Source organism: Aminobacter sp. AP02 (genome assembly GCF_003148805.1).
In the GTDB taxonomy this organism is placed as follows: domain Bacteria; phylum Pseudomonadota; class Alphaproteobacteria; order Rhizobiales; family Rhizobiaceae; genus Aminobacter.
Genome location: NZ_QGGX01000003.1, coordinates 362,932 through 383,789, shown reverse-complemented (window position 1 = coordinate 383,789; position 20,858 = coordinate 362,932). Strand labels below are relative to the sequence as shown.

Genomic DNA, 20,858 nt, shown 5'->3' with positions numbered 1-20,858 from the left:
AAACAAGCAGAGCAATGCCTGAAAACCCTTCCTGCATCATCATCATTCCGTGCCTCAACGAAGAACGTCACATTGGTGCCTTGCTCGCCAAGCTCCGGCCGGCCGCGAGGCGGCTTTCCGCGCGGATCATCGTTGCCGATGGCGGCAGCAGCGACGCCACCCGCGAGATTGCCGCCAAAGCCGCGGCGGAGGACGCCAACGTCGTGCTCATCGACAACCCCAAGCGCATCCAGAGTGCCGCGATCAATCTCGCGGTCGAGCGCTTCGGCAGCGGGGTGGACTATATGATCCGCATCGACGCGCATGGTGGCTATCCCGACGATTTCTGCGACCGTCTGCTGGATGAGGCGCGTGAAACCGGTGCCGACTCGGTTGTCGTGTCGATGCTCACCAAGGGCGCCGGTGTGGTGCAGCAAGCCGTTGCCGCGGCCCAGAACTCGAAGCTCGGTACCGGCGGCTCCAAGCACCGGCATAGCTCCAGCGGCGAGTGGGTCGATCATGGCCATCACGCGCTGATGCGGGTAAGCGTTTTCCGCAGGCTTGGGGGCTACGACGAGAGCTTCAGCCACAACGAGGATGCCGAGTTCGATCACCGCCTGCGCGAGGCCGGCTACCGCATCTGGATGAGCGGCCGTACGCGCATGACCTACTATCCGCGCAACTCGCTTTCCGGCCTCTATCGTCAATATCTCGGTTATGGCCGGGGCCGCGCGAAGAACGTCCTCAAGCATCGCGTGGTCCCCAAGATCAGGCAGATGGTGCCGCTGATGGTCGTTCCGGCGGCACTGCTCGCCGTGTTGTCGCCATGGCACTGGGTTTTCGCCGTTCCATTTGTCCAATGGGCCGCCGTCTGCCTCGGCTATGGGTTGTTTCTCGGACTGCGCTCAGGTGCGCCAAAGCGCGCGCTTGCCGGGGTTTCGGCCATGGTCATGCATTTCGCCTGGTCGCTGGGCTTCTGGCTGCAACTGCTCGATGCCGGAACCCGGGGGCGAGCCGCATGAACACGGGCAACAGCATAGACATCTGCGTCTGCACCTTCAGGCGCAGGGAACTCGCCGACACGCTGCGCTCGCTGGCGGCGATGGAACTGCCCAAGGGATACGAGGTCGGTATCGTCGTGGCCGACAACGACGAGGTGCCCAGCGCCGCGAGGCTGGTGGCCGATCTTGCACGGCAACTGCCATTGCCGATCCGCTACGTGCATTGCCCGGCGCGCAACATCTCGATCGCACGTAATGCCTGCCTTGACGCCAGTTCGGCCGACTTCGTCGCCTTTATCGATGATGACGAGAAGGCAACCGGTTCTTGGCTGACAAGGCTGATGGAAACGGCGCAGGCAACAAGCGCCGACGTGGTGCTCGGCCCGGTCAAGGCACGTTACGGGGCAGAAGCGCCGGGCTGGATGCAGGTCGGCGATTTTCATTCGACATATCCGGTCTTCGTCCGGGGCGAAATCCGTACCGGCTACACTTGCAACGCCTTGCTCAGGATGAGTTCGCCCAGCATTGCCGAGCGTCGCTTTTCTCTGGCGCGCGGCCAGTCGGGTGGCGAGGACACCGAGTTCTTCGACCAGGTATTCGGCGCAGGTGGCCGTATCGCCTATGCCTCCGATGCCTGGGTGGAAGAGCCAGTACCCCCCACGCGCGCCTCGCTCGGCTGGCTCACCAGGCGACGTTTCCGCGTCGGCCAGACCCATGGCCGGCTGCTCGGTTCGAAGCGCCCTGGCATGCGGCTGGCGGGCGAACTGGCTCGGGCCTCGGCCAAGGCCGGCTACTGCTTCGCCGCCGCCGGGCTCGCCGCATTCCGGCCGGTCAGCCGCAACCGCAGCCTGCTGAGGGGCGTCATGCACATAGGCGTCCTGAGTGGGCTGGTTGGCGTTCGAGAACTGACCCTTTACGGCGGCGAAGGAGGCAAAGATGCAGCCTGACGTCAGTTTCATCATCGCCGCCTACAACGCCGAAGCGACGCTTCGCCGTGCAATCGACAGTGCACTGGCGCAACGCAGCGTCAGTGTAGAGGTTATCGTCGTCGACGATTGTTCGTCGGATGCGACGCTCGCACTTGCCCGATCCCATGCCGATCATCGGGTTCGCGTACTGCCTCTCAAGGCAAATCGCGGCCCCGGCGGCGCGCGCAATGCGGGCCTAGACGCCGCGCGGGGGCGCTGGGTGGCGGTGCTCGATTCCGACGATGCCGTGCTACCCGACCGTCTGGCTGCAATGATATCCCGCGCTGAGCGAAGTGACGCGCAGATGGTCGTCGACAACATCGAAGTGATTCGAGAAGATGGAGCACAACCGGAGGTCATGTTCCCGGGCGGTTACCTCGAAAAACTCGCGGAATTGTCGCTCGCCGACTTCATCGGCGGCAATATCGTCTTCGAATCTGCGTTCAATTTTGGTTACATGAAGCCGATATTCTCGCGCAGATATCTCGATGAGCGTGGCCTTCGCTACGACGAGGACCTGCGCATCGGCGAGGACTACATCCTGCTGGCAAGCGCACTTGCCAGGGGCGGGCGCTGCACAGTGGAACCGGCTGTAGGCTATGCCTACCATGTCCGTAGCGGTTCCATCTCAAGGGTCCTGGAGCATCACCACGTCGAAGCGATGGAGCGCGCCGATGCTGCTTTCGAGGCTTCCAATCCGCTCGACCCACAGGCGCGAAAAGCGTTCACGCGACGTGCCCGCAGCCTCAGGCAGGCTGCCACATTCCTGTCATTGGTGGAGCACATCAAGCAGCGGTCGCCGTTGAAGGCGATGAGAACCGCTTTGGGGGACCCTGCGGCGGTTCGCCATTTGCGGATGCCGATAGCGGTCCGGCTGCGCCGGGTTGCCCGGCAGTTCGCATACCGGGCAGGCAAGTGAGGCTCCTGCCTCGCCCGGCCATTACGAGGAGACTGAAATGAGCGAGAGGATCGGCACGATGAAAAAAGTCAGGAAAGCGGTCATTCCCGTGGCGGGGCTGGGTACGCGGTTCTTGCCGGCGACCAAATCCATGCCGAAGGAAATGCTCCCGGTGGTCGACAAGCCCGTCGTGCAGTACGCGGTCGACGAGGCATTGGAAGCCGGCATCGAGCACATCGTTTTCGTCACCGGCCGCAACAAGGCGGTCATCGAGGACTATTTCGACCTTCATCCAGAACTCGTCGGCACGCTCGAACAGGCAGGCAAGGTCGATCAGCTCAGATCGCTGGAAAGCCTTCTCCCGGTTCCTGGCGCCACCAGCTTTACCCGCCAGCAGGCACCGCATGGCCTCGGCCACGCCGTCTGGTGTGCCCGTGACATCATCGGCGACGAGCCTTTCGCGCTCCTGCTGCCCGACATGGTGTCGTTCGGCAAGCGCGGCTGCCTCGCCGAAATCATGGAGTTGCACGCGCAGACGAACGGCAATGTGATTGCCGTCGAGCAGTGCGATCCGAACGAAACCAACAAATACGGCATCGTTGGCAAGGGCGCCGAAGTAGGCACCGGCTTCGAGGTGACCAAGATGGTGGAAAAGCCGACCCCGGCGGCGGCCCCCTCCAACTACTACATCAACGGCCGCTACATACTGCAGCCCGAGATTTTCAACCTGCTGGGTACGCAGAAACGTGGTGCGGGCGACGAAATACAGCTGACCGACGCGATGGTTCGGCTTGCCGCCAACCAAGCCTTCTTCGCCCGGCCCTTCAGCGGGCGCATGTTCGACTGCGGCTCGAAGGAAGGCTTCATCCAGGCCAATGTCGCGTTTGCGCTGAAACGGGCCGACATCCGCGGCTCGGTGCTTGATGCCATCCGCGACATGGTCGCCGAGCACGATCACGTCGCGGCGGCCTGACCATTCTGATCGCCGCTGGGGCAAGTGAACCGCTTGCCTCCGCCGGCGTTTCGGCAGTGCCTGTCAATGTCGCGTGCCTATGCGGGCACGCCAGTTGCGTAGCTGAAATCGGCTTCGCGCCAGAACCCTTCGAGCGGCGGCCGCCGCCGCTCAAGCAAGAACTGGAACGCAGATGAACTACGCCAACTACTCGTTCAACAACCGCATTCCTGCGCCTCGGGAGGACGCACGGGAAGGCAGCGACTTCATCGACCTGGAACGCCTGCTGGCGATGGGCAAGCGTCAAGCCAAGGTGGTAGGTATCGGCGCCGTTGCCGGCCTGCTGCTCGGGCTGGTCTACCTGCAAACCACGCCGCCGACCTTCACCGCCAGCACCAGCGTGCTGATCGACGAGGGCATGAACAAGATGGTCGATGAGGTTTCGGCGACACCGGTCAACATGCAGACCGATGCCGCGATCCTTTCCCAGATCGAGATCATCAAGTCCGCACGGCTGGCCGCTGTGGTCGTGGAGAAAGAGAAACTCGACCAGAACACCAATTTCATGGATCCGCCGAAGTCGCTGGCGTCGACATTGTTTGGCTATGCTCGCAGCTTCCTGCAGGTGTTCCGCTCGACCCCTGACGTTGCGCCGGGCAGCAGCGACCTGACGGAGGCGCAGCGCAAGGAGATGGCGGATACGCAGCGCAAGCAGCGGGCCGTGGCGATGCTGCAGGACAACATCATCGCGGATCGATCCGGCCGCAGCTATGTCATCTCCATGGGGTATCGTTCGCACGATCCTCAATTGGCGGCTGATATCACCAAGGCCTATGCCGATGCCTTCGTCGCGGACCAGCTGGACGCAAGTTTCGACGCCACTGAAAAGGCTGCCGTCTGGCTCCAGGGCCGGCTTGAGGAACTGCGCACGAGCTCGCAGAAGGCAGCACTCGAGGTTGAAACGTTCCGGGCCGAAAACGGCCTTGCCGCCGCGCGCGGCGAAACCATCGCCGAACAGCAGCTTTCAGACCTGAACGCCCAGCTGACCCTCGCCCAGGCCGATACGGCCAAGGCGCGCGCACGCTACGAACAGTATCGCACCATCGTCGAAAGTGGCCCGCAAGCCGCGGTCAGCAATTCGACGCTTTCGGCGGACGAAGCCGGTAACCCGCTAATATCGGAACTCAAGCAGCGCTACTCCAGCGTCTCAAAGCGCGAGCAGGAGATTTCGTCGGGCTTCGGCCCCAACCATCCACAGGCCGTCGCCTTGCGCAAGGAGCAAGCGGACCTGTCCAACCAGATCTTGCGTGAACTCAGCCAGCTGTCGGAGACTTATCGCAACGCATATGAGGTTGCGCAATCGCGCGAGACCGCACTGCGCAACAGCGTCTCGGAGGCCACCGGCCAGAACTCCAGCGCCAATCAGGCGCAGGTGCGCCTGCGCGAGTTGCAACAGCAGGCAACCGCACTCAGCACGCTCTACCAGACCTTCCTGTCGCGCTACGAGGAGGCCTCGCAGCAGCGTTCATTCCCCATAGCCAAGGTGCGGGTGATTTCGGAAGCGACGACACCGCGTGGCCCTTCGAGCCCGCGAACCTCGATGGTGTTCGGGCTGGCGCTGGTGCTCGGTCTCCTGATGGGCGCCGCATTTGGTGCGCTCAACGAGTTCAACGAGCGTTTCTTCCGCACGGCCGAGGACGTGCGCGAGCGGCTTGGCCTTAAGTTCCTCGGTTATCTGCCGCTGCTCGGATCGAGTGAAGACAAGAAGGATGCTGGCAAGACCAAAACTCCTCAGAACGGGGCAGCGTCAGCCCAGTCGCAGACACGCGCATCGGAGGCTGCAAGACGACGGGCGAAGATGCGCATCGCGGTGGACGCTCCGGCATCGATGTTCGCCGAAACGCTGCGCAGCACCAAGATTGCCAGCGACGTCGTCTTGCAGGATCTCGGCTGCAAGGTGATCGGCATCATCTCCATGCTTCCGGGCGAGGGCAAGTCGACGGTTGCCGCCAATCTCGCCGGCCTGCTGGCCGCAAACGGCGCCAAGACGCTTTTGATCGATGCCGATCTGCGCAATCCCGGCTTGAGCCGCAGCCTGGGGATCGATGCCGATCAGGGCCTCGTTGAAGCCGTCGTCGACGACAAGGGTTGGCATTCGGTGATCAAGGTCGACCGCCAGACCAAGTTGGCTATCGTGCCGGCCGTGGTGCGCGGACGCTTCTCGCACACCAGCGAACTGCTGTCGTCGGCCAGCATGCGACGTTTCATCGAGGATGCCAAGGGGACATTCGAATACATCATCGTCGACCTGCCGCCGCTTGGCCCGGTTGTCGATGCAAAAGCGTTCGCGCCGCTCGCCGACGGTTTCGTGCTTGTGGCCGAATGGGGCGCGACGCCTCGTCCGCTGGTTCGTTCGGCGCTGAATGCCGAACCCCAGATCGCCAACAAGATCCTTGGGCTGGTGCTCAACAAGGTCGATCTCAAGAAGCTGCCGCGCTATGGCGCCTATGGCAGTTCGGAGCAGTTCCTCGACAGATATTCGAGCTACTATGTCGACAAGAGCGAGGCGAAGGTGAAGGTTGCTTCCTGAGGCGCTCAGGAAAACAAGAGATGTCCCTGCTTGCCGGCGATCCTCACCGCCGTCAGGCGCCCGGTTTTGAAGGCGCCGGTGTCGACGCCGAGCCTGCGGCCGTCGATGCGTGGGAACTCGACGGGAGTGTGGCCGTGCACGACCCAGCGGTCGAGCCGCCGCGAAGCCTCGAAAAACTCCTCGCGGATATAAAGCAGGTCGTCGTCTTCTTGTTCGAGCAGAGGCACGCCAGGCCGGATGCCGGCATGGACGAAGACATATCTCTCCGAGAACACCATGATCGGTAGGTCACGCAGGAACTGGATGTGCTCGCGCGGGATCGCAGCGCGGATATAGTCGTCGAGCCTGTTGCCGCTGCCGTAAAGATCGGCCAGGTGCTCGGCATCGATGTCGTAGGAAAACAGGGTGGACCTTGCGCCGGTCGCGAGCCAGCGTGCGAGCGACAGCCTGCCATCGAGATAGTCGAGCATCTGCGTCTCGTGATTACCCGCAAGGCAGATGCGCTCCAGCCCGGTCGGCGGTGATGCCACAAGATGGTCGAGCACTCTGGACGAATACTGTCCACGGTCGATGTAGTCGCCGAGCATGACGATCAATTTTCGTCCGCCCAACCCGGCGGCATCGGCGACGATCTTGTCTTCGAGCGAGCGCAATTGGCTCAAGCAGCCATGCACGTCGCCGACAGCGTAAACGACGGTATCGGACAGGTCGACTTCGAGGCGTTCGCGCTTCGCTGTCTGGTTCTGCGCACGGAAATTCAGGAAGCTCACCAGACTAACCTCTAGGCGCAAATCAGCCGCTGTGACCTCGGGCAATTATAGCTTTCATCGCAGCCAATTGTGGCGCGTTTTTTGGCGATGACACCTGCAATGAGGGCATAGGCTGAATGGCAGGGAGCTCCAGTTCGACAGCGCTCGATGCTTACGTTCAGCTAAAAGAGGAGGCTTGGGGGACCAAGCCGCTATTTCTTGCTGGTCGATGCACAGCGACGCCGTCATCCCGAACGAAGGTCCAGCCACTGCGGCCGGCTCGGTTTTGGTGAGCGGAGTGGAATGGCAGCAGACACTCGCCGCTACCGCGCCGTACCGGCAGTCACTGGGCAGGGGGCTCTATGCTTCGTGCGACGAGCCCTCTGCCTGGTTTTCGCAGTCGGCAAGCATAGGACTGCAGGCTAGCGGCTGCCACTCATCGTCCAGATCACCGCGCTGGACGCGCTGAACACAGCAGCAAGTAAGAACCAATCCATTGACCCCTCCCGGCTCGTTGGATTCATGCGCAAGCAAAAGGCATGCGCCCAGTTTCCCCGCCATTTCCCCCACGAAATCTCAATCTCGCATCTTTGAACGCGCGAGTCGCTTCAACTACGGTGTCGTCAGGTGACGGTCGTTGATCATTAACTGCAAGGTTAAGGCCTCACAGGCGGGGCATGCCCTTGGGGCGCATATGCCGTTTCTGGGCGGCGATGCGGAATGGGGCGTTCGGGGCGCCATATCCCTTGTAGCCGTCGCGACGTTCGACGAGTTCGAAGATGAAGCCTTCGCCCCAGGTTGGCGCGTAGAGCTGGAAATATTCGCCGTGTTCGTCACGGTCGTAGAGCATGTTGTGTTCGCGCAACCTGTCGGCGAGCTCCGGCTCAAGGCCAAAACGCGCTTCCACGTCGTCGTAGTAATTGGGTGAGATCTGCAGCGGTTCGAAGCCTCGCGCCTTCAGGGCGTCGGCGGTTTTGAACAGGTCGTTGCAAGCGAATGCGAGGTGCTGGACGTTCGAACCGAAACTTTCGGCGATGAAGTGGCCGGCAAGGGTGCGCCGGTTCTCGGCGCCGTTGAGCGTCAGCCGCAGCGCCCCGTCGTCGCTTTCTATCGCCTGGCTGCGTACGATGCCCGAGGGGTCGATGACATCGACAAGTGGAGCTTTGCGCGTCTGGAAAATCGAGGTGTAGAACAAGAGCCACGTCAGCATCTCGCCGTGATCCATGGTCTGGCCGACGTGATCGATGCGCGTCAAACCGGTCGACGCGGGCAGGACGTCGTTACGCAGTGGACGGAATTCGACGTCCCACACCTGCGACAGCTGGGACTTGTCGTCGATGAAGTAGAGCACGCTGCCCCCGACGCCGCGGATCGCAGGTATGTGCAACTCGCCAAGACCGACAGCCTGTTCGAAAGGATCGGCGCCAAGCCTGCGTGCGCGCTCCACTGTCGCCTGCGCATCTTCCACCTTGAGCCCGATTGCGCAGACGGAGGTGCCGTGCACAAGGAAAGACGAGTGGGCAAAACCTTCCCGCTCGGTGTTGACCACGACGTTGATGTCGCCTTGCCGGTAGAGCGCGACGTCCTTGGAGACGTGGCGGCCGACCTTGCTGAAGCCGAGGCAGTCCAGAAAACGGTCGAGTTCGACAGCACCGGCCTGATCGGCGGCGAACTCGACAAACTCGACGCCAGACGTGGCGACGCGGTCCGGCATCTCGGGCATCGAGACCTTCAATGCCGGTTCCGCCCGACGCACCTGGTCCATGAGATTGACCAGGGAGCGGTGTCCGTCGACGGCGATAGAATTGGGCGCCCCGCCGCGGAACGCGTCGTTGAAAATCTCGAGCGACAGATAGCCGTCGTAGCCGGTCGCCGAAACCGCCTGCATGAATTCGCGAACCGGGAGATCGCCTTCACCAGGCATGTTGCGGAAATGGCGGCTCCAGTAAAGCAGGTCCATGTCGATCGCCGGCGCGTCGGCGAGTTGGACTATGAAGATCTTGTCCTTGGGGACCGAGCGTATGGAAGACACATCGATGCGGCGCGCCAGCGTGTGGAAGGAATCCAGGATCAGGCCGATGTTGGGATGGTCGGCGCGGCGCACGATCTCCCATGCGTCGCGGTGGTCGTTGACGTGCTTGCCCCAGGCGAGCGCTTCATAGCCAATGCGCAGCCCGCGTTTGGCCGCGCGCTCGCCAAGTTCGCGAAAGTCGGCTGCCGCGCGATCGATGCCGCCCAAAGACACCGGTGACACGCTTGAGCATACCAGCATCAGGTCGGTGCCGAGCTCATGCATGACGTCGAACTTTCGTTCGGCGCGATCGAAGGCGCGGCTCCGCTGCGGCTCCGGCAGGCCTTCGAAGTCGCGAAAGGGCTGGAAAAGGGAGATGGCCAAACCGGCATCGCGCGCCATCCTGCCGGCATCAGCAGGCGATCCGTCAAAGGCGAGGAAATCGTTTTCGAAGATCTCGATCCCGTCGAAGCCTGCTGCGGCAATCGCCGCCAGTTTCTCGGCAAAGTCGCCGCTGATCGAGACCGTAGCGATCGAAGTCTTCACCTGATCCTCCCTCGCGCATAATGTACGAACTAGTTCGTTTACACTATGCGCGCTTGCCGGAGGTATCAAGGCCAAGCATCCGGCCCGCGACTGGGTTCCTCAAGCGGCCCCGCGCGTCACGAAGCGCACCACCATGTCGACCGAATTGCGCCTGAGCCGGTCCAGTTGTTCTTCTGTGCCGAAGTCGCGGCCGAATATCTTGGAGAAAGTCGCCCGGTTGGAGACATTGAAGAAGCACAGGGCACTGACCTGCCAGTGCAACTCGACCGGATCGATGCCTTCGCGAAACAGGCCTTCGGAAACGCCACGTGCATAGATGCGCGCGATGTGGTCGATCGCCGTTACGTTGAGTTCGCGGATCGCCTCGGATCGCTCAAGAAACTGGCCGTGGTGGATGTTCTCAATCATCACCATGCGAATGAACTCTTCATGCTGATGGTGATGATCGAAGGTGAATTCGACGAGCCGCGACAGCGCCTCGACCGGGGAAAGGCCTTCGATATCGAGCTTGGCTTCGCCCTCGCGAACCAGCCGATAAGCGTTTTCCAGCGCGCTGAGATACAGGCCTTCCTTGTCGCCGAAATAGTAGTAGATCATGCGCTTGCTGGAGCGGGTGCGCGCGGCAATCTCGTCGATACGGGCGCCCGACAGCCCATTCAGCGCAAACTCTTCCGAGGCGATTTCCAGAATGTTCTGCCGAGTGCCCTCGGGGTCCTGGGTGCGTGTCGTTGCACTCTTTGCCTTGCGCCGGCTCTTGGGCTGGTCCGCCTTCATCTCACTATCCATCACGCCCCTCGGTTCTGGTCGTTGACTAAACTAACCAGTTCGTACATTGTGCATCAAATCAGGCGCAGCCATTTACCGGCCAAGCCCGAACAAAAACAAGAGCAGCGCCCGCCGCTGCCTGATCGCACCACTTGCGAGGCGAGGGAGCTAAGGTTGCAGCATTCGGACGGATCGTTCGTTGACATGCTCGGGCGCCTCTTGGCGCAGCCTAAAGCTGCGAACGCCACTGCGTCCGCTGCAGTGCTCATCGGATTGGCCGGGCGCGGCATCCAGTTGTCACGATCTCCCATCATGCACGAGCGCGAAGGCGCGCGCCTCGGTATCAGCTACAGCTACGTTCTGATCGATTTCGACCGGCTTGGCCTGCCCGACAGCGATTTGGGCGGCATCATCGCCGCAGCCGAGCAAATGGGTTTTGCCGGGCTGAATATCACCCACCCGTTCAAGCAGAGCGTGATCCAGTATCTGGGCTGGATGGCACCAGAGGCGGCAGCGATCGGTGCCGTCAACACTGTGGTCTTCGCCAACGGTGTGCGACAAGGGCACAATACCGACGCCTGGGGTTTTGCCGAGAGTTTTTGCGAGGGGATGGCAGATTGCTCGCTGGAGCGCGTGGTGCAGTTCGGTGCCGGCGGCGCGGGGGCGGCGGTCGCCTATACACTTATGGAACTCGGTGTCGGTGAGTTGCACATCATCGACAACGATGGCGAGCGAGCACGTGAGCTGGCACAGCGGATGACGGCACGTTTCGGCAAGCCGGTTGTGGCCGAAACCGATGTGGCCGGGACGGTCATGGCCGCTGACGGCATCGTCAACACCACACCAGTTGGCATGGCCAAATATCCAGGCGTGCCATTCCCGTCCGGATTGCTGCGAACCGAGCAGTGGGTTGCCGAAATCATTTATTTCCCAGAGGAAACGGAACTGTTGAGAAAGGCCAGGGCGCTGGGCTGCCGCGCGCTCGCGGGAACCGGCATGGCCGTCTACCAGGCGGTCCGAGCCTTCGAACTGTTCACCGGCATTGCCCCCGACCGCGCGGCCATGGCCGGCCACTTCGAGGCCATGTCATGAGTGGTTTGTTCTGCCAAGCCAGATGCGAATGGCCGGAGGGGACGGTTGAAAAGATCAATGCGCTTTGAGGGCGCTTGAGCAACGGAATGGATTTCAAGGGAGGAAAACCATGACACTGAATGCAACACGCAGACAATTTCTGATCGGAACAGCGCTTGCCGCCGTAGCCACGTCTTGGCCGGCGTTGGCGCAGGACAAGCCCAAGCTTCGCTTTTCGGCGGTGTTTTCGGAGCAGGACATCCGGGCCGAAATGATGAAGATGTTCGCCGATGCCACCAAGGACGACTTCGTCTTCGAGGGCTACTACGGCGGCAACCTGTTCAAGCAGGGAACCGAACTTGTCGCCATCCAGCGCGGCAATCTGGAGATGGGCAACATTGCGCCGCAGGACATTTCCAAGCAGGTCCCGGCCTGGTCGATCGTAACCGCCGCTTACCTGTTCCGCGACGCTGCCCACCTCAAGACCTTCTTTGCCAGCGATCTCGGCGGCGAGCTGAAAAAGATGGCCTCCGATCAGCTCGGCATCCACGTTCTCGGCCCGACCTATTTCGGCGCCCGCCAGGTCGGCCTCAAGCCCGACAAGAAGATCACGACGCCCGCCGACATGGCTGGCATCAAGCTGCGCATGCCCGGCGGCGATGCTTGGCAGTTCCTGGGTTCGGCGCTTGGCGCCAATCCGACTGCCATGGCCTATGCCGAGGTTTATACCGGTCTGCAGACTGGGGCGATCGACGGCCAGGACAATCCGCTGCCCAATGTCGAAAATATGAAGTTTTACGAAGTCATGTCGCAGATCGTGCTGACCTCGCATCTCGTCGGGTTCGACCTGCTGGTCGTGTCGAACAAGGTGTGGGACGCGATGTCGCCCGAGGCCCAGGCCAAGGTGCAGGCTGCTGCCGACGCTGCGATCGACTTCAGCACGCAAAAGCACCTCGCCCGCGAAAAGGAACTGGTGGAATTGTTCAAGGGCAAAGGGCTCAATGTCTACGAGCCCGATGTCGCGGCGTTCCGCAAGTTCGCCCAGGAGAAATACCAGGCGTCTGATCTCGCCAAGGATTGGCCAGCCGGCATGGCCGAAAAGATCAGCGCGCTTTAGGCTGCTGGTCGCGGCGGGCAGCCATGCCCGCCGCTTCACTGCCTTGCCCCGGTAAATTCGGCTTTCGCGGGAGGATCGCCTTGCCCCCTTCATATCGCAGCCTTTGCGGCTGGCTCTATCGGCGTGCGGAAAACGTTCTTGCCGCGATGCTGGTCGCCATGTTCGTGGCATTCCTCCTGCAGATCGTGTTCCGCTACATCCTCAACCTGCCGATCGGCTGGACGAACGAACTTAGCGTCGTGTTGTGGATCTGGCTGGTGCTGTGGGGCGCCGCGTTCGTAGTGCGGGAAGAAGAAGAAATACGGTTTGACCTCTTCTATGCGGCAGCCCGCCCACGCGTCAGGCGCATCATGTTCCTGATCGCGGCATTCTCGCTGCTGGTGCTTTACACCATCTCGCTTCCAGCGGTGCTCGACTATGTGATGTTCATGAAGGTCGAAAAGACCGCTTACCTGAAGATCCGCATGGACTGGTTGTTTTCGATCTATGTCGTCTTCGTCATAGCCATCATCGTCCGCTACCTCTGGCTCTCCTGGCAAGCCGTGTTCGGCAAGGCGCCGCAGGAATTCGATCCGACAAAGGCAGGATCGGGCGTATGAACCTCGCTAGTCCGTTTTCCATTTCCGTCGTTGCGATCACCGCTCTGGCTTTTCTTGGATTGCCCATCGGCCACTCCATGATCGCCGGCTCGATCCTGTATCTGCTTCTTGCCGGCCTCGATATGGGAACCGCCGCCGAGCAGTTCCTCAATGGCATGTATTCCAACTACATCATCCTGGCGGTGCCGTTGTTCATCCTCGCGGCAGAACTGATGAACATCGGCTCGATGACAGAGCGGCTTCTGCGCTTCTGCGATGCCATTGTCGGCCGTTTCCGTGGTGGCCTCGCCCACGTCAACATCGTCCAGAGCATCATCTTCGCCGGCATGTCGGGCTCGGCCATCGCCGACGCCGCCGGCACCGGCAAGATGATGCAGATGATGATGACCAAGGACGGCAAATATACGCCGAGCTACGCGGCGGCGCTGACGGCGGTGACAGCCGTCATCGGCCCGATTATCCCGCCGTCGATTCCCATGGTCATCTACGCGCTCGTGTCGGATGCCTCGATCGGGTACCTGTTTTTGGGCGGCATGATTCCGGGCCTTTTAATGGCGGCGTCGCAGATGGCGATCGTCGCGTATCAGGCCAAGCGCCACAGTTTTCCCGTCGAAGCCCCGACGCCGCTGCGCGAACTGCCTGGCATAACCTGGCGGGCGTTTCCCTCGTTGATGATGCCGGTCGTGCTGTTGGGCGGCATCTACTCGGGCATCACTACGCCGACCGAGGCCGCGGCCGTTGCCGCAGCCTATGCGCTGATCATTTCGGTGATCCTGTATCGCAGCGTCAGCTTTGCGGATTTCTACCGCTCGGTCCTGGCGAGCGCACGCACCACCGCCTCGATCGGCATGCTGATCGCCGGCGCGTTGGTATTCAACTATGTCGTGACGGTCGAAAACATCCCTGAATCCCTCAAGGTCATCCTGACCGCATGGGATCTGTCGCCGATCGGCTTTCTGATCCTCGTCAACATTCTGCTCTTATTGCTGGGCTGCGTGCTGGAAGGCACGACCATCCTGCTGGTCATCGTGCCGGTGCTCATCCCGACCGCGCATGCGCTCGGCATCGACATGGTGCATTTCGGCGTGATGGTGGTGGTCAACATCATGCTAGGGCTGGTGACACCGCCCTATGGGCTGCTGCTGTTCATCATGACTCGCATTGCCGAGGTGCCGCTCAGAGACATCGTGCGGGACGTCCTGCCATTCCTCTATGCGATGATTGGCTCGCTGGCGCTCATCACCTTCTTCCCCTCACTCGTTCTGTGGCTGCCTCGCCTGCTCGGCTACCAGGGCTGATTTTCAGATGGAGACCATCATGTCCAAGCCGATCTTTGTCATCAACGGTCCGAACCTCAACCGCCTCGGCAAGCGCGAGCCCGAAATCTACGGAACGACCACGCTTGCCGAGGTGGAGGCCATGTGCCGGAAAGCGGCCGGACAGAGGCCGCTACGTTTTCATCAGTCGAACTTCGAAGGCGAAATCATCAACTGGATCCATGAGGCGATCGACGAACAGGCGGGTGTTATCATCAACCCCGCGGCCTTCACCTTCACCTCGATTGCCATTCTTGACGCGCTGAAGATGTGCCCGGGCCCGATCATCGAGCTGCACATCTCCAACATTCACCGCCGCGAGGCGTACTATCACAATTCCTTCGTATCGAAGATCGCGACGGCGGTGATTGCTGGCCTTGGGCCGAACGGATATCCGACAGCAGTTCGCGCGATGTCGGAGTTGCTGGACAACTGATCGTCGCTGACTGGGCGGCAGCGTCCAACGCCGAGCGGCAGCAGTTCGCAGGTGGAGACTTGACGGCCTCTCGACCATTGCGCCCTGGCGAAGTGAAGCCCCACGCTCGAAACCTAGCGCCATTGCTGATCGCACTGGGGATATTTCTCCGCGGCGTACATCGTTGATTGCGATGTGAATCGGCCGCGCAAGAAAGCCCTGGGAAGGTTTTACGCGTGCGGAGGAGGGGGAAAGCTGCGGCAATGATGATCTATCATTGCCGTGATCTTTCGGGATGCAAGCTATCTACTTGCTTTTACTGGTCGGAGTGGCAGGATTTGAACCTGCGACCCCATCGTCCCGAACGATGTGCGCTACCAGGCTGCGCTACACTCCGTGACCAGTCGGCGGGCTTATAGCTGCCGCTTTTGCTTCCTGCAAGCGCCAAAGGTTTGGCTGGCGCGATTTTTCGCAAGTGAGCTATCTTGTTGAGCTTTTAAGCCTTTGCGCTGCCGCTGGGGCAGGGGACAGCGTCTCAATCTTGCGGTATTCGGTCTTGAAGAGAATCTATGCGAAATTGTTGCGCCCAGGAGTGCAGTCGTATGAAGCCGGCGGAAAAACTGATCCCGAATACCCTAGAGTTCGAGACCTTACCGTTGGTCAAGCCGACTGGTTTTCGCGAATACGATGCGCGCTGGTGGTTCAGTCATCCCAACTCCACCAAGGAGCCGGAGCTCAATCTGATCGGCGTGCAGGCGCTCGGCATGGGCATCGGTACCTTGATTCGTCGTCTCGGCGCGGGACCTGACATCGTCGTCGGCCACGACTTCCGTTCTTACTCGATGTCGATCAAGCTTGCGATGGTGTCGGGCCTGATGGCGGCCGGCGCACGGGTCAAGGACATAGGGCTGGCGCTTTCGCCGATGGCCTATTTTGCTCAGTTCGCGCTCGACACCGCTTCGGTGGCAATGGTCACTGCCTCGCACAATGAGAATGGCTGGACGGGCGTGAAGATGGGCGCGCAGCGACCGCTGACCTTTGGGCCCGACGAGATGTCGGCGCTGCGGGACATCGTACTCAACGGCGACTTTGAATTGATCGGGAGCGGTTCTTATGAATTCGTGCCGAATTTCCGCAAGGTCTATCTCGACGATCTGGTTGCCGGAAAGCGCATTACCCGCAAGTTGAAGGTAGTCGCCGCATGCGGCAACGGTACGGCAGGTGCCTTCGCGCCGGAGGCACTCGAACGCATTGGATGTGAAGTCATCCCGCTCGATATCGAGCTCGACCACACCTTCCCGCGCTACAATCCAAACCCCGAGGACATGCAGATGCTGCATGCTATCAGGGACAAGGTCCTGGAGACGGGTGCTGACGTTGGCCTGGGCTTCGATGGAGATGGCGACCGTTGCGGCGTCGTCGACAATGAAGGCAACGAGATATTCGCCGACAAGGTTGGCGTGATGCTCGCGCGCGATATCTCGGCGCTCTATCCGAACTCCACCTTCGTCGTCGATGTGAAATCCACCGGTCTTTTCAACACCGATAAGGTGCTCGCTGCGAACGGAGCCAAGACGGACTACTGGAAGACCGGTCATTCCTATCTCAAGCGGAGGGTCGCCGAACTGGGCGCGATCGCCGGATTCGAAAAATCGGGGCATTTCTTCTTCAATCCGCCGATCGGGCGTGGCTACGACGACGGAATTGTTACCGCAATTGCTGTTTGCCAGATGCTCGATCGCAACCCCGACAAGTCGATGGCTGATCTCTACCGCGCATTGCCTTTGACCTACGGCACGCCGACCATGTCGCCGCATTGCGACGACGAGATCAAATATGGTGTGGTCGACAAGGTGGTCGCCGACTTCGAGGCCATGAAGCGAAATGGCGAAACCTTTGCCGGACAGAAGATCGTCGATCTGATCACCGTCAATGGTGTGCGCGTGGTGGCCGAAGATGGTACCTGGGGGCTGGTGCGGGCGTCTTCGAACAAGCCGGAACTGGTGGTGGTGGTGGAAAGCCCCATATCGTCCGAGCGGCGACGCGAAATGTTCGAAGGTGTGGATGCCGTGTTGAGGCGCAATCCGTCGGTCGGCGCCTACAACCAGACATTTTGAGGGACTGATATGGCTGATAGAATCGTCAGTTTTGTCATGAGCGGCGGCGTTGGCTCGCGGTTATGGCCGCTGTCGCGCGAGGACAATCCCAAGCAGTTCCACGACCTCTCCGGTGACGGATCGATGCTGGTCAAGACGCTGAAGCGTCTGGCTGCCCGCGACGAGGGTGAGACGCCGATTTACCTGATCGCCTCGGAACGTCATGCGGCGCGTGTGCGCGCCGACCTTGCGGCCATCGATTTGGCCGGCGGCGGCGCGATTTTCGAGCCGACTGGCCGGAACACGGCGGCGGCGGCGGCAATCGCCGCCTTGCAGACGATCTCGACCTATGGCGACGGCATCGTGCTGGTAGTGCCGTCGGATCATGAGATTTCCACACAGCGCCAGTTCTGGGACACTGTCGAGCGCGGCGTGCCCGCAGCCAATGCCGGCCGTCTTGTCGTGTTCGGCATCAAGCCGGCGACGCCCGAGACCGGCTATGGCTATATCGAAGCTGGCGCCGAAAGCGACGGCGTTTGGGATGTAACCCGCTTCGTGGAGAAGCCGGATTTGACCACCGCCGAAGGGTACCTCGCGGCGGGCAACTTCTTCTGGAACGCCGGCATCTTCCTGTTCAAGGCGAGCGCGATGCGCGACGCCTTCCTCAAGCACCAGCCGGAAATCTGGCGGAAGGCCGAAGCTGCTTTCGAGGCGGCGACCAGCGATCTCTCCGGTATCTATATGCCGCTCGAACTCTATGCCGGGATCCCTTCGATCTCGATCGACTACGCGATCATGGAGCGCGTAAGCGGCATTGCCATGGTGCCGGCGAGCTTCCGCTGGAACGATCTCGGTTCGTGGCAATCGCTGCTCGACGTCAGCCCCTCCGACAAGGACGGAAACGTGATTGTCGGCGACGTCGTCGCCATCGACTGCGAGAATTCCTATCTGCGCGGCGAAGGGCGACTATTGTCGGCGATTGGGTTGAAGGACGTGGCGATCGTTTCGACTTCGGACGCGACGTTCGTCGCGCCTGTCAGCCATAGCCAAAACGTCAAGAAGATCGTCGAGCAACTCGAAAAGAGCGGGCGGCTGGAGACCAAATTCACGCCCGCCCATGGCCGTGTCTTGGCCAACGGGGCCTGGCGCAAGCGGGTGCAGCACTGGCTGCTGGAGGAAACGCTGCCGCTGTGGTCGACCGCAGGCGTCGACGATCATTTCGGCGGATTCCATGAAGCGCTCGGCTTCGATGGGCGACCGCTCGCCAAACCCAAGCGCATGCGTACGATGGCGCGCCAAGTCTACGCGTTTTCAGTCGCCAAGCAGCGCGGCTGGGACGGTCGAGCCGACTCGCTGATCGACCACGGCATCCGCTTCATGGCCGACAAGGGCCGCACCGAACGCGGCGGATGGGTGCGTGCGCTGAACGCGGATGGCAGCGTCGCCGACCCGGTGGAGGATGCCTACGACCATGCTTGTGTGCTGCTGGCGCTGGCTCATGCTCATCACTCCGGCAACCCGGAAGCGCTGAACCTCGCGACCGAGACATTCGTTTTCCTCGACCAGCATCTTGAAGACGAGCGCATGACAGGCTTCATGGAGAGCCCCGATGGAGAGGGTGTGCGGCGCTCGAACCCGCATATGCATCTTCTGGAAGCTTTCCTTGCCTGGCACGCGGTAACGGGCGACCGCGTCTATCTGCGCCGCGCCGCCCGCATCATCGACCTGTTCCGCAGCCATTTCTTCGAGGTCGACAGCTGGACATTGGGCGAGTTTTTCGACCGCGACTGGCATCCAGCACCCGGCGAGAAGGGTCAGTGGACCGAGCCCGGGCATCACTTCGAATGGGCGTCGCTGCTTGTCGATTTCGCTGACAAGAGCGGCCAGAAGGATCTGGTCGCCTACGGCCGCAAGCTTTATGCCTCGGCGATCGCCAATGGCCTCAACCGTGCGACGGGGCTGGCTTATGGGGCGGTGTCTCGGCAGGGCCTGCCGCTCGACAACATCTCGCGCAGCTGGCCGCAGACCGAGGCGATCAAGGCAGCTGTCGCGCTTGACGGCACCGGCGGGCCCGACCTCAAGCCCGAGATCGAGGCACGTGTCGGCCGCCTGTTCCGCTGGCACATCGACCCGGCGCCGCAGGGGCTGTGGATCGACCAGATCGACGAGCGCGGCCGCTCGCTGGCCAAGGAAGTTCCTGCCAGCATCTTTTACCATCTGGTGACGGCGCTGACGCAGTATCTCGACAAGACCGAAGAGTTCGCCAACTGAGCCGATCACCTCACCGGCTCAGTTGGAGGGTCAGTACGGGCTCGCGACGTCGCCGGTCTCGACATAGACCGACTTGAGCTGGGAGTAATGCTGGAGGGCAGCGAGCGAGTTTTCGCGGCCGATGCCCGACTGCTTGAAGCCGCCGAAGGGGATTTCCACCGGCGTCAGATTGTAGGTGTTGATCCAGCAAGTGCCGGCCTGAAGCTCGGCAATCACGCGATGGGCGCGCGGCAGGTCCTTGGTGAAGACGCCGGCGGCCAATCCGAATTCGGTATCGTTAGCGCGCGCAATGACCTCGTCCTCGCTATCGAAAGACAGCACGCTCATCACCGGCCCGAAAATCTCCTCGCGGGCGATGCGCATATTGTCGGTGACGCCGGTGAAGACTGTCGGCTCGACGAAGAAGCCACCCTCGAACCCCTGCAGCGAAGGCACGCCGCCACCGGTTTGCAGCGTGGCACCTTCGGCCTTGCCGACTGCGATGTAGTCGGTGACCTTGTCGTGCTGCGACTTGTTGACGAGCGGGCCCATCTGGGTGTCGGGGTCGAGCGGATCACCGATGCGGATGGTCTTGGTGCGCTCCACGAGGCGCTCGACGAAGCGGTCGTGCAGGCCTTTCTGGACGAAGACGCGGGTGCCGTTCGAGCAGACCTGGCCGGTTGAATAGAAGTTGCCGAGCATGGCACCGCCAATGGCGTTTTCGAGGTCGGCGTCATCGAAGACGATGATCGGCGACTTGCCGCCCAGTTCCATCGTCGCGTGCTTCATATGCGAACCGGCGAGCGAAAGAACCTTCTTGCCCGTCGGCACCGAGCCTGTCAGCGAAATCTTGTCGACCGCTTCATGCGAGGCAAGTGCCGCGCCGACGTCGCCATAGCCTTGGACGACATTGAACAGCCCGTCCGGCAGCCCGGCCTCCGAATAGACCTCTGCGAGCGCCAGCGCAGAAAGCGGTGTGTTTTCGGACGGCTTGAACACCATGGCATTGCCCATGGCGAGCGCTGGCGCCGACTTCCAGCCGGCAACCTGGATCGGATAGTTCCACGCGCCGATCCCGACGCAGACGCCTAATGCCTGGCGCTTGGTGTAAGCGAACGGTCCGCCAAGGTCGACATACTCACCATTGAAGGCGGCAATGGCGCCTGCGAAATACTCGAGGCAATCGGCGGCAGATGCGGCGTCGGCAACCAGTGTTTCCTGGATCGGCTTTCCGGTGTCGAGTGTTTCCAGGCGCGACAGTTCCTCGTTGTGCGCGCGCAGTATGTCGGCGGCGCGGCGCAGGATGCGGCCGCGCTCGACGGGCTTGAGCCGCGCCCAGGCTGGCTGAGCGGCACGTGCGGCTTCGACGGCAAGCTCGACGATATTTGCTGTAGCCGAGTGCAGTGACGCAATGACCTCGCCGGTCGCTGGGTAGATGACAGGAATCGCCGTGCCGCGCTCATCGTCGACGAAGCGGCCGTTTATATAGTGCGAGGCTTTTGGTTGGGCGCGCATCGTGTGCTCCAGTTTTGTAT

Annotated in this window: 16 protein-coding genes and 1 tRNA gene; 12 read left to right on the top strand and 5 right to left on the bottom strand. The window is 61.5% G+C overall.

Annotated elements, in window-relative coordinates; genetic code table 11:
* The first annotated feature begins 14 nt into the window (after window positions 1-14).
* The 5 genes from C8K44_RS05755 to C8K44_RS05735 all read left to right on the top strand — a co-directional run bounded on the left by C8K44_RS05755 (window position 15) and on the right by C8K44_RS05735 (window position 6,388).
* Window positions 15-1,001, top strand: coding sequence for a glycosyltransferase family 2 protein (locus tag C8K44_RS05755; RefSeq protein WP_109574785.1), 987 nt, complete (start codon window positions 15-17; stop codon window positions 999-1,001).
* Window positions 998-1,927: a glycosyltransferase family 2 protein gene (locus C8K44_RS05750; protein WP_109574784.1), complete on the top strand. Its 930-nt coding sequence runs from the start codon at window positions 998-1,000 to the stop codon at window positions 1,925-1,927. Before C8K44_RS05755 ends, C8K44_RS05750 begins: the two co-directional genes overlap by 4 nt.
* Complete coding sequence (locus C8K44_RS05745; protein ID WP_109574783.1) at window positions 1,917-2,867, top strand: glycosyltransferase family 2 protein; 951 nt, start codon at window positions 1,917-1,919, stop codon at window positions 2,865-2,867. The genes C8K44_RS05750 and C8K44_RS05745 overlap by 11 nt, the downstream gene beginning before the upstream one ends.
* Window positions 2,868-2,925: 58 nt before the next feature.
* Complete coding sequence (locus tag C8K44_RS05740; RefSeq protein WP_109574828.1) at window positions 2,926-3,819, top strand: UTP--glucose-1-phosphate uridylyltransferase; 894 nt, start codon at window positions 2,926-2,928, stop codon at window positions 3,817-3,819.
* A gap of 172 nt (window positions 3,820-3,991) precedes the next feature.
* Complete coding sequence (locus C8K44_RS05735; protein ID WP_109574782.1) at window positions 3,992-6,388, top strand: polysaccharide biosynthesis tyrosine autokinase; 2,397 nt, start codon at window positions 3,992-3,994, stop codon at window positions 6,386-6,388.
* Window positions 6,389-6,393: 5 nt separating this feature from the next.
* On the opposite strand, the gene C8K44_RS05730 is transcribed toward C8K44_RS05735, so the two are convergent.
* The 3 genes from C8K44_RS05730 to C8K44_RS05720 all read right to left on the bottom strand — a co-directional run bounded on the left by C8K44_RS05730 (window position 6,394) and on the right by C8K44_RS05720 (window position 10,468).
* Entirely contained in the window at window positions 6,394-7,158 is a 765-nt protein-coding gene (locus tag C8K44_RS05730) for a metallophosphoesterase family protein (RefSeq protein WP_199227016.1), read from the bottom strand.
* Between the two features lie 643 nt (window positions 7,159-7,801).
* Window positions 7,802-9,694 carry a sugar phosphate isomerase/epimerase and 4-hydroxyphenylpyruvate domain-containing protein gene (locus C8K44_RS05725; protein ID WP_109574781.1) on the bottom strand — a complete coding sequence of 631 codons (1,893 nt, stop codon included), beginning with the start codon at window positions 9,692-9,694 and terminating at the stop codon, window positions 7,802-7,804.
* 99 nt (window positions 9,695-9,793) lie between these two features.
* Complete coding sequence (locus tag C8K44_RS05720; protein ID WP_199227015.1) at window positions 9,794-10,468, bottom strand: TetR family transcriptional regulator; 675 nt, start codon at window positions 10,466-10,468, stop codon at window positions 9,794-9,796.
* 195 nt (window positions 10,469-10,663) lie between these two features.
* On the opposite strand from C8K44_RS05720, the gene C8K44_RS05715 reads away from it, so the two are divergent.
* The 5 genes from C8K44_RS05715 to C8K44_RS05695 all read left to right on the top strand — a co-directional run bounded on the left by C8K44_RS05715 (window position 10,664) and on the right by C8K44_RS05695 (window position 14,998).
* On the top strand, window positions 10,664-11,551 hold the full coding sequence (locus tag C8K44_RS05715; protein WP_109574779.1) for a shikimate dehydrogenase: 888 nt from the start codon (window positions 10,664-10,666) through the stop codon (window positions 11,549-11,551).
* Between the two features lie 109 nt (window positions 11,552-11,660).
* Window positions 11,661-12,647, top strand: a complete 987-nt coding sequence (dctP, locus tag C8K44_RS05710; protein ID WP_109574778.1) for a TRAP transporter substrate-binding protein DctP — start codon at window positions 11,661-11,663, stop codon at window positions 12,645-12,647.
* Between the two features lie 80 nt (window positions 12,648-12,727).
* Complete coding sequence (locus C8K44_RS05705) at window positions 12,728-13,246, top strand: TRAP transporter small permease subunit (RefSeq protein WP_245417372.1); 519 nt, start codon at window positions 12,728-12,730, stop codon at window positions 13,244-13,246.
* Entirely contained in the window at window positions 13,243-14,544 is a 1,302-nt protein-coding gene (locus tag C8K44_RS05700) for a TRAP transporter large permease (RefSeq protein ID WP_109574776.1), read from the top strand. Before C8K44_RS05705 ends, C8K44_RS05700 begins: the two co-directional genes overlap by 4 nt.
* A gap of 19 nt (window positions 14,545-14,563) precedes the next feature.
* Window positions 14,564-14,998: a type II 3-dehydroquinate dehydratase gene (locus C8K44_RS05695; RefSeq protein WP_109574826.1), complete on the top strand. Its 435-nt coding sequence runs from the start codon at window positions 14,564-14,566 to the stop codon at window positions 14,996-14,998.
* Between the two features lie 299 nt (window positions 14,999-15,297).
* On the opposite strand, the gene C8K44_RS05690 is transcribed toward C8K44_RS05695, so the two are convergent.
* A tRNA-Pro gene (locus tag C8K44_RS05690) sits at window positions 15,298-15,374 on the bottom strand.
* A gap of 205 nt (window positions 15,375-15,579) precedes the next feature.
* On the opposite strand from C8K44_RS05690, the gene C8K44_RS05685 reads away from it, so the two are divergent.
* Window positions 15,580-17,094: a phosphomannomutase/phosphoglucomutase gene (locus C8K44_RS05685; protein ID WP_109574775.1), complete on the top strand. Its 1,515-nt coding sequence runs from the start codon at window positions 15,580-15,582 to the stop codon at window positions 17,092-17,094.
* Between the two features lie 9 nt (window positions 17,095-17,103).
* Complete coding sequence (locus tag C8K44_RS05680; RefSeq protein WP_109574774.1) at window positions 17,104-19,344, top strand: mannose-1-phosphate guanylyltransferase/mannose-6-phosphate isomerase; 2,241 nt, start codon at window positions 17,104-17,106, stop codon at window positions 19,342-19,344.
* A 30-nt stretch (window positions 19,345-19,374) separates the two neighbouring features.
* On the opposite strand, the gene betB is transcribed toward C8K44_RS05680, so the two are convergent.
* The gene (gene betB / locus C8K44_RS05675; RefSeq protein WP_109574773.1) at window positions 19,375-20,838 is read right to left on the bottom strand and encodes a betaine-aldehyde dehydrogenase; all 1,464 of its coding nucleotides are present in this window, start codon (window positions 20,836-20,838) and stop codon (window positions 19,375-19,377) included.
* Window positions 20,839-20,858 lie beyond the last annotated feature (20 nt).

Coding starts and splice junctions, on each gene's coding strand:
- C8K44_RS05755 (WP_109574785.1), top strand. CDS start 15: ATGCCTGAAAACCCTTCCTGCATCATCATCATTCCGTGCCTCAACGAA.
- C8K44_RS05700 (WP_109574776.1), top strand. CDS start 13,243: ATGAACCTCGCTAGTCCGTTTTCCATTTCCGTCGTTGCGATCACCGCT.
- C8K44_RS05750 (WP_109574784.1), top strand. CDS start 998: ATGAACACGGGCAACAGCATAGACATCTGCGTCTGCACCTTCAGGCGC.
- betB (WP_109574773.1), bottom strand. CDS start 20,838: ATGCGCGCCCAACCAAAAGCCTCGCACTATATAAACGGCCGCTTCGTC.
- C8K44_RS05680 (WP_109574774.1), top strand. CDS start 17,104: ATGGCTGATAGAATCGTCAGTTTTGTCATGAGCGGCGGCGTTGGCTCG.
- C8K44_RS05685 (WP_109574775.1), top strand. CDS start 15,580: ATGAAGCCGGCGGAAAAACTGATCCCGAATACCCTAGAGTTCGAGACC.
- C8K44_RS05695 (WP_109574826.1), top strand. CDS start 14,564: ATGTCCAAGCCGATCTTTGTCATCAACGGTCCGAACCTCAACCGCCTC.
- C8K44_RS05740 (WP_109574828.1), top strand. CDS start 2,926: ATGAAAAAAGTCAGGAAAGCGGTCATTCCCGTGGCGGGGCTGGGTACG.
- C8K44_RS05745 (WP_109574783.1), top strand. CDS start 1,917: ATGCAGCCTGACGTCAGTTTCATCATCGCCGCCTACAACGCCGAAGCG.
- C8K44_RS05735 (WP_109574782.1), top strand. CDS start 3,992: ATGAACTACGCCAACTACTCGTTCAACAACCGCATTCCTGCGCCTCGG.
- C8K44_RS05715 (WP_109574779.1), top strand. CDS start 10,664: ATGCTCGGGCGCCTCTTGGCGCAGCCTAAAGCTGCGAACGCCACTGCG.
- dctP (WP_109574778.1), top strand. CDS start 11,661: ATGACACTGAATGCAACACGCAGACAATTTCTGATCGGAACAGCGCTT.
- C8K44_RS05720 (WP_199227015.1), bottom strand. CDS start 10,468: ATGAAGGCGGACCAGCCCAAGAGCCGGCGCAAGGCAAAGAGTGCAACG.